A 13,484-nucleotide genomic window follows, 5' to 3' on the forward strand; every position below is an offset into this window, starting at 1 on the left:
AAAAGCCAGCCCATGACCGGTAGAATCGCAGGCTTTCCGTACAACCCGTGGAGCTGATGGCATGGCGGACGTTAAGAAGGTAGTTCTGGCCTATTCCGGTGGCCTGGACACCTCGGTGATTCTGAAGTGGCTGCAAGACACCTATAACTGTGAAGTGGTGACCTTCACCGCCGACCTCGGCCAGGGCGAAGAAGTCGAGCCAGCGCGCACCAAGGCGCAGGCTCTGGGCGTCAAGGAAATCTACATCGACGACCTGCGCGAAGAGTTCGTGCGCGACTTCGTCTTCCCCATGTTCCGTGCCAATACCGTTTACGAAGGCGAGTACCTGCTGGGTACCTCCATCGCCCGTCCGCTGATCGCCAAGCGCCTGATCGAGATCGCCAACGAGACTGGTGCCGATGCCATCTCCCACGGTGCCACCGGCAAGGGTAACGACCAGGTGCGCTTCGAGCTGGGCGCCTATGCGCTGAAGCCGGGCGTCAAGGTGATCGCTCCCTGGCGCGAGTGGGATCTGCTGTCGCGCGAGAAGCTGATGGACTACGCCGAGAAGCATGCCATCCCGATCGAGCGCCACGGCAAGAAGAAGTCGCCTTACTCCATGGATGCCAACCTGCTGCACATCTCCTACGAGGGCGGTGTGCTGGAAGACACCTGGACCGAGCACGAAGAAGACATGTGGCGCTGGACCAAGTCGCCGGAAGCGGCGCCGGACACCCCCACCTACATCGAACTGACCTACCGCAAGGGCGACATCGTCGCCATCGATGGCAAGGACATGACTCCAGCTCAGGTCCTGGCCGAGCTGAACCGCATCGGCGGCGAAAACGGCATCGGCCGCCTCGACATCGTCGAGAACCGCTATGTCGGCATGAAGTCCCGCGGCTGCTATGAGACGCCCGGCGGCACCATCATGCTCAAGGCCCACCGCGCCATCGAGTCGATCACCCTCGACCGCGAGGTCGCGCACCTGAAAGACGAGCTGATGCCCAAGTACGCCAGCCTGATCTACAACGGCTACTGGTGGAGTCCCGAGCGCAGCATGCTGCAGCAGATGATCGACGCTTCCCAGGTCAACGTGAACGGCGTCGTGCGCCTGAAGCTGTACAAGGGCAACGTCATCGTCGTCGGCCGCAAGTCCGACGATTCGCTGTTCGACGCCAACATTGCGACCTTCGAAGAGGATGGCGGCGCCTACAACCAGGCGGACGCCGGCGGCTTCATCAAGCTCAACGCCCTGCGCATGCGCATCGCTGCCGGCAAGGGCCGCACCCAGTTCTGATAAGCTGGCGCGCCTGAGCAAACCGACCCCGGCCATGTGCCGGGGTTGTACTTTCTGCACTGCCACAAGCGCTGCCGAACGAGGAGACCTGAATCATGAGACTGCTGCATACCATGCTGCGTGTCGGCGATATGGAAAAGTCCATCGCCTTCTATACCGAAGTGCTGGGCATGACCCTGCTGCGCCGCAAAGACTATCCGGACGGCAAATTCACGCTCGCCTTCGTCGGTTACGGCGACGAGGCGCACAACAGCGTCATCGAGCTGACCCACAACTGGGGTGTCGAGACCTACGAGCTGGGTAATGGCTACGGCCACATCGCCCTGGAAGTGGAAGATGTCTACAAGGCCTGCGAGGACATCCGTGCCCGTGGCGGCAAGATCACCCGGGAGCCGGGGCCGATGATGCACGGTTCGAGCATTCTGGCCTTCGTTGAAGACCCGGATGGCTACAAGATCGAACTCTTGTCGCCGAAGCGCGCTGACTGATCGGTAGATATGAAAAAGCCCCTTTCGGGGCTTTTTCTTTTTTTTATAGATCGAAGTCGAAGTCGTTCAACTGTTTCTGCAGGCGGCGTTCCTCCAGCAGGTTGTCGATGATTCGGCGCTTGGTCAGATTGGTCTTGGCGACCTCGACGGGAGCTTCGCTGCTCTCATCGTCATCTTCGGCGATGAAATCGTCTTCGATCTGAATGTCTTCTTTCTCGGCCACTTGTTCACTCCAAGGCTACGGGGCGCTCTTGGCGCACCTTATAGCCGCAAATCGGGAGCCGGTAAAAAAGTTTTTTTCAATCGCGATGCAAGCTTTTCGCTAGCGCACTCAATCGTCCGAAGTCTTGTGCCTGTATTCGCAGAGATCCTCGATCCGACAGCTGCCGCATAATGGTTTGCGCGCCTTGCAGACATAGCGGCCGTGCAGGATCAGCCAGTGGTGTGCATCGAGCAGATAATCCTTCGGTACGAAACGAATCAGCTTGCGTTCGACCTCCAGAACGTTGTTGCCTGGGGCGATGCCGGTGCGGTTGCTGACCCGGAAGATGTGCGTGTCCACCGCCATGGTGAATTGGCGGAATGCCGTGTTCAGTACCACGTTGGCGGTCTTGCGGCCCACCCCGGGGAGGGCTTCCAGATCCTCGCGATTGTCCGGCACCTGGCCGCCATGCTTCTCGATCAGGATGCGACAGGTCTCGATGACGTTCTTCGCCTTGCTCGGATACAACCCGATGGTGCGGATGTACTCGCACAGGCCGTCGTAGCCGAGGGCGTAAATCGCCTCCGGGGTGTTGGCCACGGGGTAGAGCCTGGCAGTGGCCTTGTTCACGCCGACATCGGTGGCCTGGGCCGAGAGGATCACGGCGATCAGCAGCTCGAAGGGCGTGCTGTAGGCCAGCTCGGTCTTCGGCTCGGGGTTGTCTTCATGCAAGCGCCGGAAGATCTCCCGACGTTTTTCGGCATTCATCGGAACGGGCTCACTCGATCACACCGGTTACGCGTACGCGGCGGCTGGTGGCCGGCGCAGCGGGCTGGGTGGCGCGGGCACGTTCGGCAAGCTGCTGGTCGATCCGGTTCTTCAGCGCAATCAGCAGGCCGAGCACGATGAAGGCGCCAGGCGGCAGAATCGCCAACAGGAAGCCCTTGTAGTCGCTGAACAGAGTGATCTGCCAGTCAGCGGCGATCGGGCCGAACAGCAGGTGCATGTTGGCGAACAGCGCACCGGTGCCGAACAGTTCGCGCAGGCCGCCGAGCACCACCAGAACCAGACAGAAGCCGATGCCCATGACCAGACCGTCGAAGCCTGCGATCAGTGGATTGTGTTTGGCGGCGAACCCGTCGGCGCGTCCAAGGATGACGCAGTTGGTGGTGATCAGCGGGATGAAGATGCCGAGGATCTGGTACAGCTCGTAGGTGAAGGCCTGCATCAGTAGCTCAATGCAGGTGGTCAGCGCGGCGATGATCATCACGAATGCCGGCAGACGCACCGCGGTGTTGACCACGCCGCGCACCAGCGATACGCCGATGTTCGAACAGGTCAGCACCAGCATCGTCGCCAGGCCGAGTCCGAGTGCGTTGACCGCCGAGTTGCTGACGCCGAGCAGCGGGCAGAGCCCGAGCAGCTGGACCAGCGCCGGGTTGTTCTTCCACAGTCCGTTGACGGTCAGTTCGCGATAGCTGGGTGCGCTCATGGCTGATCCCCTTGCGGCTCGGCTTCAGGCTCGTTGGTTTGCAGCTCGTCGCGGGTGGCGGCACTTCCGGCGCGTGAGTGGACGGTGGCTCCGGCGGGCTCGATGCGGCTTTCCAAGGCGTCGCCGACGGCCCCGGTCGTCTCGCCGCCGGTTGCCAGCAGCTCGGCCTTGTGCGCATCGAAGTACTGCAAGGCGCGGTGCACGGCGCCGACCACGGCGCGGGGGGTGATGGTGGCGCCGGCGAACTGGTCGAACTCGCCGCGATCCTTCTTCACCGCCCAGCCGTCGGCCTCGGGGCTGCTCAGCGACTTGCCTTCGAAGCTGCGAATCCAACGACTTTTCGCCAGTTCGATCTTGTCGCCCAGTCCTGGCGTTTCACGATGGCCGATGACGCGGACACCGGCGACCCGGCCGTCGGCGTGGATGCCCACCAGCAGGTGAATCGCGCCGCTGTAGCCATCCGGCGCGATGGCCTGGAGGATCACGGCGCTTGGCCGGCCATCCTTGATTGCGACATAAGCGGGCAGAGGGCTCTTGTTGCCGAGCAAGCGGTCCTGGATCGGCACGCTGTCGTCGAGCAGGTGATTGTCATAACTGCCTGCGGGCAAAATTTCACCCAGTGCGCGAACCTGTGCGGCGCGTTCGGCGGCCTGAATGCGTTCGGCGGTTCCCTGCTGAAGCAGCGTCACCGCGCCTACGGTGACAATTGCGAACAGGCCCAGCACCGCGGCGTTCTTCAGCATGGAACGGCTGATTTCCGGAAGCATCATGTCATTCGCCCAGCTTGAAGCCGCGCTCGGCCTTGCGGTGGCCGTAGGTGCGCGGGCGGGTGTAGTAATCGATAGTGGGTGCCGCCAGGTTCATCAGCAGCACGCCGAAGGCCACGCCATCCGGATAGCCGCCCCAGGCGCGGATGACGTAGACCAGAATGCCGACGCCAACACCGAAGATGAGACGCCCGAGCGGGCTGGTGGCGCTGCTGACCGGATCGGTGACGATGAAGAACGCGCCTAGCATGGTGGCGCCGCTGAGCAGATGGAACAGCGGCGAGCCGTTGCTATCAGAGCCCGAGCCATTCCAGAACACCAGGCTCATCACCACCAGCGCGGCGAGCATGCCCACTGGCGCATGCCAGCTGAACAGCCTTTTGTGCAGTAGGAACAGGCCGCCGGCCAGGAAAGCCAGGTTCACCACCTCCGAACCGATGCCGCCAAAGTGGCCGAACGCCGGATTGCTCCACAGCTCGTCGATGGTCAGGCTTTTGTTCACCTTCAGTACGTCGAGGGCCGTGGCCTGGGTCCAGCCATCGGGCAGCGAGGCGATGCCGAGGATGTGCTGCAGGCCGGCACCTAGCCCGACGCTGTGCGGCACAGGCCAGGTTGTCATTTCGACCGGGAAGGAAATCAGCACCACCACGTAGCCGATCATCGCCGGGTTGAAGGGGTTCTGGCCAAGACCGCCATACAGCTGTTTGCCGAAGACCACCGCGCAACCAGTGGCAATCAGTGTCAGCCACCAGGGTGAGTAGGGCGGCAGCGCGAGGGCCAGCAACACAGCGGTAACCAGCACGCTGCCATCGCGGAGAAAGAAGCCTACCGGACGCTGGCGCAGCTTCAGAATCGCTGCTTCGAAACCAAGAGCGGCCGCGCAGGCCCAGGCCATGTTGATCAACGTACCGGCGCCGTAAAGCCAGGTCAGCACGATCACGCCGGGCAGAGTAGCCGCGAGCACCAGCAGCATGACGCGCTGGGTACGGCTGGGGCCCTTGGCATGGGGCGAAGTGATGCGGGGCAGGGCCATTGGCTCTCCGGTTCTAGCGCGTTGACTGGGTGCAGGCCGGGGAGCCTACGCCTTGTGTCCGTTCTATGTGTTGGTGTTTCACCCAGGCGACGAAGGTTGCTGTTGTCTCGAGCCGTGGGTTCATGAGTCCTGATATTCCGCCATCTGGCGTTCCGCCTCGCTCAACCGTGCGCGGGCAGCGTCTATTGCAGCGGACTCTGCGTTCTCGTCGCGCTCAAGCTTGCGCAGATCGGCTCGGGCAAAGGCGAGCTCGGTCTTGAGCTCCCGCTGGCGATCATCGACTCCCGGCTTGCTGGTCCGCACCAGCTCGGGCGCGGGTTTTTGCGAAGCATCCTCGGCAGCGTGCAGCGCTTGCTCCGCTGCGCTCAGCGCATCACGCAGACGGCTGAGCTCCGGTTCTTCGACGCCGGCTTTCTCGGCTTTCTTGAGTTCGGCGCGCTTCATCGCCAGTTCGATCTTGGCTTTCTTCAGTGCATCGTCAGCAGCTGGCTTCGCATCCGGTGTTGGCGCCGAATTCTGCGCGGCACTGAGGTCCTGCTCTGCTTCATGCAGCTGCTGGCGCAGGCGGGCGAGTTCGGCTTGTTGGTCGTCGTCCGGTGTTTCGATCTTCTCCAGCTTGCGGATCTGCGCCTTGAGCATGGCAGCTTCGATCTTGGCTTTTTTCAGTGCTTCGTCATCGGCCGGCTTGGCGGCGGGAGCGGGCGCTGCACTCTGCGCGGCGGTCAGCGCCTGTTCGGCGTCGTGCAGCTGCTGGCGCAGGCGGGCGAGTTCGGCTTGTTGGTCGTCGTCCGGTGCTTCGACCTTCTCCAGCTTGCGGATCTGCGCCTTGAGCATGGCAGCTTCGATCTTGGCTTTTTTCAGTGCTTCGTCATCGGACGGCTTGGCGGCGGGAGCGGGCGCTGCACTCTGCGCGGCGGTCAGCGCCTGTTCGGCGCCGTTCAGCTGCTGACGTAGACGGGCGAGCTCGGTCTGCTGATCGTCGTCCGGTGCTTCGATCTTCTCCAGCTTGCGAATCTGCGCCTTGAGCATGGCGGCTTCGATCTTCGCCTTCTTCAGTGCTTCGTCATCGGCCGACTTGGCGGCGGGAGCGGGTGCTGCGCCCTGCGCGGTACTAAGGGCCTGCTCTGCTTCGTGCAGTTGCTGGCGCAGGCGGGCGAGTTCGGCTTGCTGATCGTCATCCGGTGCTTCGATCTTCTCCAGCTTGCGAATCTGTGCCTTGAGCATGGCGGCTTCGATCTTGGCTTTTTTCGCAACGGCATCGTCTGGCCCTGGCGCAGTGGCGGGCGGAGCGGAGTCCGCCTGCATGGCGGCATCCAACGCACGCTGCGCGGCCTCGGCGGCGTTGCGCAGATCGGCAACCTGGGCTTCCAGCTCGGCAGTGGCATGGGTGGCCAGCTGCTTCTCGGCTTTCTTCAGGGCGACCTGGGCCATGCTGGCCTCGATCTTAAGTTTCTTCTGCGTTTCGGAAAGGCTGGTCTTCTGTGCCGGGGCCGCCGTCTCGGCTGTGGTCGCGGTCGGGCCGCTCTCGCTTTGCGCCGCCTTGGCGCGTGCCGCACGTCCGGCACGGGCCTTGCGTTCGGCTTCCTTCTGTTCTTCGGCGCGCCGTAGACGTTCCTGGCGAAGCTCGAAGCGCTGTTTGGAGTGCTCGGCCTTCTGCTGCTTCTGCTCCAGCTCGCGGATCTCACCCTTGGCAGCGCGGTAATACTGCACCAGGGGGATGTTGGAGGGGCAGACGTAGGCGCAGGCGCCGCACTCGATGCAGTCGAACAGGTTATGGGCCTTGAGCTGCTCATGCTCCTGGCCGAGGGCAAAGAAGTGCAGCTGCTGCGGCAGCAGGCTGACCGGGCAGGCCTCGGCGCAATCTCCGCAGCGGATGCAGGGCAGTGCGGGCGGCGGTGGCGGCAGTTCTTCGAGCGTGCTCGCCAGCAGGCAGTTGGTGGTCTTGACCACCGGCACTTCGAGGGACGGCAGGCTGAAGCCCATCATCGGACCGCCCATGATCAGCCGATTGAGCCTGTTCGGTTCCAGTCCGGCAAAGGCCAGCAGTTCATCCACCGGGGTGCCGATCAGCACCTCGACGTTCATCGGCTTTGCCAGCGCCTCGCCGGTCAGGGTGGTGATGCGCGAGATCAGAGGTTTGCCGAGGAGCACGGCGTCGTGGATGGCGACGCAGGTTCCGACGTTCTGGCAGAGCATGCCGATATCCGCCGGCAGGCCACCACTGGGCACCTCTTCGCCGGTGAGAATCTGGATCAGCTGCTTTTCACCGCCGGACGGATACTTGGTCGGGAAGACCTTCAAGGTGAAGGGGCGCTCACCGATGGCAGCGCGCACCGCGGCGATCGCTTCGGGCTTGTTGTCCTCGATGCCGATCAGTATTTCCTGAGGTTGGATCAGGTGCGCGAGGATCTCGATTCCCGCGATCAGCTCGGCCGCCTTTTCACGCATCAGCAGGTCGTCGGCGGTGATGTAGGGCTCGCACTCGGTGCCATTGATGATCAGCGTGCGGATCGTCTGGGTCGGCGGGGGGCTGAGCTTCACTGCGGTGGGAAAGCCGGCGCCGCCGAGGCCGCTGATGCCCGCCTGGCGAATCAGTTCGAGCAGGGCGGGGCGCTCGAGTTGACGGTAATCCGGCCGCGGCTGCAGCTCGATCCATTTGTCCTCGCCATCGCTGTCTATGACGATTGCGTTGGCGAGCATGCCTGATACATGGGGGTAGGGCTGCGGACCGATGAAGCTGACCACCCCGGAGGTGGGCGCATGCAGCGGCGCGCTGACGAACCCGCTGGCGACGGCGATCTGCTGGCCTTTGAGGACCTGTTCGCCAAGGGTGACGCAGGGTTCGGCTGGTGCACCGAGATGCTGCGCCAGCGGCAGGACCAGCCGCCTGGGCAACGGCGCCGGCTGGATCGGCGTGCGGTTGGACAGGTCCTTTTGCTCCGGCGGATGGATGCCGCCGTGGATGTCCCAGATCTTCAGTACGGTCATGCGGCCTGCTCCCGATCCGTTGCGATCAGCTGGCCGGGCGCCAGCGGCCGGTTCCATTTCCAGCTCTGCAGGTTGCTTCCGACTTCGATCATGTCGATGCAGTCCACCGGGCAGGGTTCGACGCACAGATCGCAGCCGGTGCACTCGGAAATGATCACGGTGTGCATCTGCCGCGCGGCGCCGACGATGGCGTCCACCGGGCAGGCCTGAATGCACTTGGTGCAGCCGATGCACTCGGCTTCGCGGATGTAGGCGACCATCTGCGGCTTTTCGCCACCTTCGGCGTCCAGCGGCTCCGCCTCGACGTCGAGCAGGTCAGCCAGCGCCTGGATGGTCGCTTCGCCGCCCGGTGGGCACTTGTTGATCTTGTCGCCGCCGGCAATGGCTTCGGCGTAGGGTTTGCAGCCCGGATAGCCGCACTGGCCACATTGGGTCTGGGGTAGCAGGGAATTGATCTGCTCGGCGATCGGATCGCCTTCGACACGAAAACGCACAGCGGCGAAACCGAGGATGGCGCCGCCGAGCAGGCACAGGGCGAACAGGGCGAGGATCGCGATGACGACTGCGCTCATAGCTTGATCAGCCCGGTGAAGCCCATGAATGCCAGCGACATCAGGCCGGCGGTGACCATGCCGATCGCCGCGCCCTGGAACGACTTCGGCACGTCGGCAATGGCGATGCGCTCGCGCATGGCGGCGAACAGTACGAGCACCAGGGAAAAGCCCAGCCCCGCGGCGAAGCCGTTAACGGTGGCGGTGAGAAAGGTGAATTCGGCCTTGTTTGCATTGAGCAGCGCCACGCCGAGCACGATGCAATTGGTGGTGATCAGTGGCAGAAAGATGCCGAGTACGCGGTACAGCAGCGGACTGGTCTTGTTCACCACCATCTCGGTGAACTGAACGGTCACCGCGATCACCAGAATGAAACTGATGGTGCGTAGAAACTCGAGGTCCAGCGGCTTGAGCACATACTGCTGGACGAGGTAGCTGCACATGGCGGCAAGCGTCAGCACGAAGGTGGTGGCCAGCGACAGGCCGATGGCGGTCTCGATCTTCTTCGAGACGCCCATGAACGGGCACAGACCGAGGAACTGCACCAGCACGAAATTGTTGACCAGGATGGCGCTAACCATGATCAGGGCGAGTTCGGTCATCTAGGGTCTATTCCCGTTCCGTCCGCTCTGCGAGAGCCGTGGGTGCTAAAGGGCCGCTATTATCGGGAAGCAGCGGCAGCCATACAAGGTGCGGCGGCCCGTCGCGGTCCTCGCGCGACGCATGACGTCGTGTCAGAGCTGCCGGTTGTCCGCTGTTTCTGCAGCTGTCTCACGGTTGTGGTCTGATGAATCGAAGCCTGTGACGCCATCGGAGGTGGTTTCCATGAGCATTCGTTCTTCACTGCTTATTCTGCTCTGTGTCGGCCTGGGCATGAGCCTGCAGGCCCATGCGGAGCGGCGAGACGGCGTCTGGGTCTTCCAGGCGGAGAGTCCGCGCTACTACAACCCGGGGCCGCGACACTATGACCGGGACTATCGTCAGCACAACCGTCCGCATCAATACGACCCGCGAAGCCCTTATTCCCACTATCCGCAGTACCCGCGCAACCTGCCGCCGCGTTATCAGAGTCAGCTTCCGCCGCAATACTACGACCGCCATCGAGGCTTCGAGCGACGTGGCTACTGGCGTCAGGAACATCGCCAGCAGCGTCCGCCGCTGATCAGGGATGGGCGCGATCATCGGCTACGGCCGCATTACGATAGGGGCGGCCGTCAGCACTACTATCGGTGATGAGAGGGCATTCAGGCCAGGCCGGTCAGTGGATGATCCCCTTCCCAGGTCGGCTCGAAGTGCGCCTCGACCACCGCTGGCGGAACGTGGAGGGCGTCCGGCCAATGCCAGCCTGGCCTATTGTCCTTGTCGATCAGGCGGGCACGGACGCCTTCGGCGAACTCTGGGTGGCGACAGCAATTCAGGCTTAGCGCGTACTCCATCTGCAATGCCTGGCCCAGCGACAGCTTCCGGCCTTTCTCCTGCTGTCGCCAGGCGAGATGGGCGCTCAGTGGGCATCCGTCGCGCAGGCCGCGAGCGGCCTGCGCGATTACCTCGTCAGAATCATCCTGCAACGCGGCCAAGGCCTGCCATGCATGCGCGAGCTCAGCCACGTCCAGCAGTTCATCGATCCGTTCTCGTCGTGGCAGCAACCTGGGTGCGGGCAGCTGTGCAGTGGCGTGCCTGGACAAGGCCCGCAACAGACTGTGCAGCTGGCTGTGCGCCTGGTCCTGCCAGTTGATCTGGACCAGTCCCTCGATGAGTTCGGGCTGTTGCTCGTCCATCAGGCAGCGGTCGGCAAGGCCGATGTCCAGTGCATCGCGGGCATTCACCCGCGTGCCGGTGAGGCCCAGAAACAGACCCAGCTTGCCAGCCAGGCGAGGAAGGAACCAGCTCGCGCCGACATCCGTATGCAGGCCAATGGCGACTTCCGGCATCGCCAGCCAACTATCCGGCGTAACGATGCGGATCGTCGCGCTCTGCAGGAGCCCCATACCGCCGCCCATCACGTAGCCATGGCCCCAGCAGATCAGCGGCTTCGGGTAATGGTGCAGCAGGTGGACGAGGCGGTACTCGTCGGCAAAGAAACGCTCGGCCAAGGCCGGCACCGTTCCGGGGTCGCCTCGGCAGGCCTCTGCAAGGCGGCGTACGTCGCCACCGGCGCAGAACGCCTTGGCACCGTTCCCGCGTAACAGCACGCAGGCGACTGCCGGCTCGTTGGCCCAGCGGCCAAGCTGGTCAAGCAGTGCGTCGATCATCGGCAGGCTCAGGGCGTTGAGTTGCTGCGCGGCGTCCAGGGTGACAATGGCTATTCGCCTGCCATGCAGGGCGGGGCGTTCTTCGAAGGTGACGTGCATGTAATCCTCGGCGCCGGATTGGTGGGCAGATCCTGTACGGCTGCGTTTGGTACGGCGGTCATCGGTTGCGCCAGCGAGGGTCGCGCTTCTCGAGGAACGCATTGACACCCTCCAGGGTGTCGTCGGCCTCGAACAGCTCGACGAAGGCCTCGCGCTCGGCGGCGGCAAGCGTATTGGGCACCCGTTTACGGGCCGCGTCGATCAACGGCTTGATGGCACGCACCGCAACAGGGCTTTGCCGCGCGACCCGGGATGCGAGCATCAATGCGTGGCCACGCGACTGGCCGGGCTCGACCACCTGCTCCACCAGTCCGATGCGCAGCGCAGTTTCTGCCGTGATGCGCTCGCCACAGAGGATCATGCGTTTGGCCCAGCCTTCGCCCACCAGCCAGGCCAGTGCCTGGGTGCCGCCCGCACAGGGCAGCAGGCCCACCGATGCCTCCGGCAAGCCCATTTGCGCCTGCTGCTCGGCGATGCGCAGGTCGCAGGCCAGTGCGCATTCCAGGCCCCCGCCAAGGGCGAATCCGTTGATTGCAGCGATGGAGACACCGCGGAAATCGCGCAGCGCCTCAAAGGCTTCGCCAAAGCGGCGGGCCATTTCCCGGGCTCGGTTGCGATCGCCATCAGCGAAGAGTTTCAGGTCCGCCCCCGCGCTGAAGAACTTCTCGCCCTGACCGCAGATCACCAGTGCGTAGATTTCGTCATCGTGGTTCAGATGGTCGATGATCTGCTTGAGCCCGATGAGTGACTCGCGGTCCCAGGCGTTGGCAGGCGGATGGTTGATCGTGATGAGGGCGGTGTGACCATGCTTTTCCACGGTCAGCTTGTGGGTCAGGTCGAAGACACCGGCTTGGTAGGGCTCTACTGCAGTGCTCATGGTCGAAATCCTCGTGCGTTTCAGGGCTCCGCTGACGAGCGACCGGTAACGTCGCTCCTCTTGAGAGTCCTTCAATGCAGCGAGGTTGCAGCGTTCCGGTCGGTCAGACGACCCGATGGAGCGCCCGGCTACTGTCCCAGTTGCTCCATCGTTCTGTCACTGTAGCCTAGCCGGCTGCCCGCCCGCGCGACGCTCTTCCTGCCATTCGGCCAGCGACGGCGCAGCCTGCTCGCCGGATAAACGGTGGACGATCTCGAAATAGTCCTGCTTGAAGCGATCCTTGAGCACTTCTTCGCGTGGCTTTACCTGAATGGCGTAGACGGTCTGCACGTTCTGGTGGTCGAACTCGCGCCACTGCTGCTGATCCTTGAGCAGGCTGTAGCTGTGGTTTTCCAGGGCCGCGATGACTTGCTCACTGCCGATGCTCTTGGCGCGAGTGGCGGCATCTGCCCACTGATAGACGATGCTGTAGGCCGAGGCCGCGGAGCTTGATGGGTGCGTCTGGTAACGCTCACCGAAGTCGCGCACGAATGCCTTGCCGCGTTCGGAACCTTCGAGTTCGGGTACGCGCCAGGTCCAGGGCTCGGTGCCGAGCACGCCGCGCATGATGTCCGGGCCGGCGAGTTCGACCATGGACTGCGTCAGGTTGGGAACCGCAATCTGCATCTTCTTGTTCAAGTCGAGTTCGTCGGCGATACGCATGGCTCGCACCATGTCTTCGCCAAACAGGACCAGTACCAGGACCTCGGCACCGCTGTTGGCCGCCTTTTCCAGTGCCGCGCGGTAGTCGGACAGGCGCGCGCCGGGGAAGGCCGTCTTGACCCCCTGGTGCTTGTTCTGGTCGCCGGTGCCGGTCGCCTGGCGCAGCGAGCTCTCGCTGGTGTGGCCCCAGGTATAGTCGGAGGTGATGTAGAAGTAGGTCTTGCCGGGCATTTTGTCGTTCAGATACTGCCCCAGCACCCGCGCGCTCATCCATGCGTTATTGCACTCGCGGAACATGTAACGGTGGCCATCCTTGCCAGTTGTGTCGTTGGAGTAGGTCAGGGTGCCGAAGTAGAGCAGCCCCCGCTCCTTGGCGCGCTTGCTCGCGGCAATGGCCACCGCGCTGGATACGCCGCCGAACAGCATGGCGACGCCTTCATCCGCCATCTTGTCGACGTTGGCAACGGCCTTTTCGGGGCGGGATGCGGTATTGCGGCTGATCAGGCGTAGCGGGCGGCCCAGAACACCGCCCGCCTCGTTGATCTCGTCGATTGCCAACAAGGCTCCGCGCATTTGTGCAAGGCCTTCTTCCTTGTAGCTGCCGGTACGGGGGTAATTGAGGCCGAGCGTGATGGGGTCAGCAGCCTGAGCCGTAAGACAGAACCCCAGCCCTAGCGCCAGAAGGGTGATCCGGTTCATAGCATGTTCCTTGTTATAGCTTTTGTTATTGGTTTATTGGCAGTTAGCTTTTTTA

At 63.2% G+C, this 13,484-nt stretch carries 14 protein-coding genes; 3 read left to right on the plus strand and 11 right to left on the minus strand.

Annotated elements, in window-relative coordinates; genetic code table 11:
- Positions 1-61: 61 nt before the first annotated feature.
- A complete protein-coding gene (locus IEG05_RS14345; RefSeq protein WP_041014740.1) occupies positions 62-1,279 on the plus strand; it encodes an argininosuccinate synthase in 1,218 nt (405 codons plus the stop codon).
- 95 nt (positions 1,280-1,374) lie between these two features.
- Positions 1,375-1,767: a lactoylglutathione lyase gene (gene gloA / locus IEG05_RS14350; protein WP_003282968.1), complete on the plus strand. Its 393-nt coding sequence runs from the start codon at positions 1,375-1,377 to the stop codon at positions 1,765-1,767.
- Between the two features lie 43 nt (positions 1,768-1,810).
- Here gloA and IEG05_RS14355 read toward each other — a convergent pair whose 3' ends face one another.
- From IEG05_RS14355 to rsxA, 8 genes are all read right to left on the minus strand, one after another.
- Positions 1,811-1,990: a PA3496 family putative envelope integrity protein gene (locus tag IEG05_RS14355; RefSeq protein WP_003282969.1), complete on the minus strand. Its 180-nt coding sequence runs from the start codon at positions 1,988-1,990 to the stop codon at positions 1,811-1,813.
- Positions 1,991-2,098: 108 nt separating this feature from the next.
- Complete coding sequence (nth, locus tag IEG05_RS14360) at positions 2,099-2,737, minus strand: endonuclease III (RefSeq protein WP_046620914.1); 639 nt, start codon at positions 2,735-2,737, stop codon at positions 2,099-2,101.
- A 10-nt stretch (positions 2,738-2,747) separates the two neighbouring features.
- Positions 2,748-3,461, minus strand: coding sequence for an electron transport complex subunit E (locus IEG05_RS14365; RefSeq protein WP_014819503.1), 714 nt, complete (start codon positions 3,459-3,461; stop codon positions 2,748-2,750).
- A complete protein-coding gene (gene rsxG, locus IEG05_RS14370; protein ID WP_046620913.1) occupies positions 3,458-4,231 on the minus strand; it encodes an electron transport complex subunit RsxG in 774 nt (257 codons plus the stop codon). The genes IEG05_RS14365 and rsxG overlap by 4 nt, the downstream gene beginning before the upstream one ends.
- A 1-nt stretch (position 4,232) precedes the next feature.
- Positions 4,233-5,261 carry an RnfABCDGE type electron transport complex subunit D gene (locus IEG05_RS14375; RefSeq protein WP_042926734.1) on the minus strand — a complete coding sequence of 343 codons (1,029 nt, stop codon included), beginning with the start codon at positions 5,259-5,261 and terminating at the stop codon, positions 4,233-4,235.
- Positions 5,262-5,381: 120 nt separating this feature from the next.
- Positions 5,382-8,249, minus strand: coding sequence for an electron transport complex subunit RsxC (gene rsxC, locus IEG05_RS14380; RefSeq protein WP_191122295.1), 2,868 nt, complete (start codon positions 8,247-8,249; stop codon positions 5,382-5,384).
- Positions 8,246-8,821 (minus strand): electron transport complex subunit RsxB, encoded by a 576-nt coding sequence (rsxB, locus tag IEG05_RS14385; protein ID WP_046620910.1) that lies wholly within the window; start codon positions 8,819-8,821, stop codon positions 8,246-8,248. The genes rsxC and rsxB overlap by 4 nt, the downstream gene beginning before the upstream one ends.
- On the minus strand, positions 8,818-9,402 hold the full coding sequence (gene rsxA / locus IEG05_RS14390; protein WP_003282096.1) for an electron transport complex subunit RsxA: 585 nt from the start codon (positions 9,400-9,402) through the stop codon (positions 8,818-8,820). The genes rsxB and rsxA overlap by 4 nt, the downstream gene beginning before the upstream one ends.
- A gap of 223 nt (positions 9,403-9,625) precedes the next feature.
- On the opposite strand from rsxA, the gene IEG05_RS14395 reads away from it, so the two are divergent.
- The gene (locus tag IEG05_RS14395) at positions 9,626-10,033 is read left to right on the plus strand and encodes a hypothetical protein (RefSeq protein ID WP_041014729.1); all 408 of its coding nucleotides are present in this window, start codon (positions 9,626-9,628) and stop codon (positions 10,031-10,033) included.
- 11 nt (positions 10,034-10,044) lie between these two features.
- Here the strand turns inward: IEG05_RS14395 and IEG05_RS14400 are convergent, their stop codons facing one another.
- The 3 genes from IEG05_RS14400 to IEG05_RS14410 form a co-directional block, all read right to left on the minus strand.
- Positions 10,045-11,151: an enoyl-CoA hydratase/isomerase family protein gene (locus IEG05_RS14400; RefSeq protein ID WP_191122302.1), complete on the minus strand. Its 1,107-nt coding sequence runs from the start codon at positions 11,149-11,151 to the stop codon at positions 10,045-10,047.
- A 58-nt stretch (positions 11,152-11,209) separates the two neighbouring features.
- Complete coding sequence (locus tag IEG05_RS14405; protein ID WP_046620905.1) at positions 11,210-12,028, minus strand: enoyl-CoA hydratase; 819 nt, start codon at positions 12,026-12,028, stop codon at positions 11,210-11,212.
- Positions 12,029-12,184: 156 nt separating this feature from the next.
- A complete protein-coding gene (locus tag IEG05_RS14410) occupies positions 12,185-13,429 on the minus strand; it encodes an ABC transporter substrate-binding protein (RefSeq protein ID WP_046620902.1) in 1,245 nt (414 codons plus the stop codon).
- Between the last annotated feature and the right edge of the window lie 55 nt (positions 13,430-13,484).

It is taken from the genome of Stutzerimonas kunmingensis, assembly GCF_014764705.1.
In the GTDB taxonomy this organism is placed as follows: Bacteria; Pseudomonadota; Gammaproteobacteria; order Pseudomonadales; family Pseudomonadaceae; genus Stutzerimonas.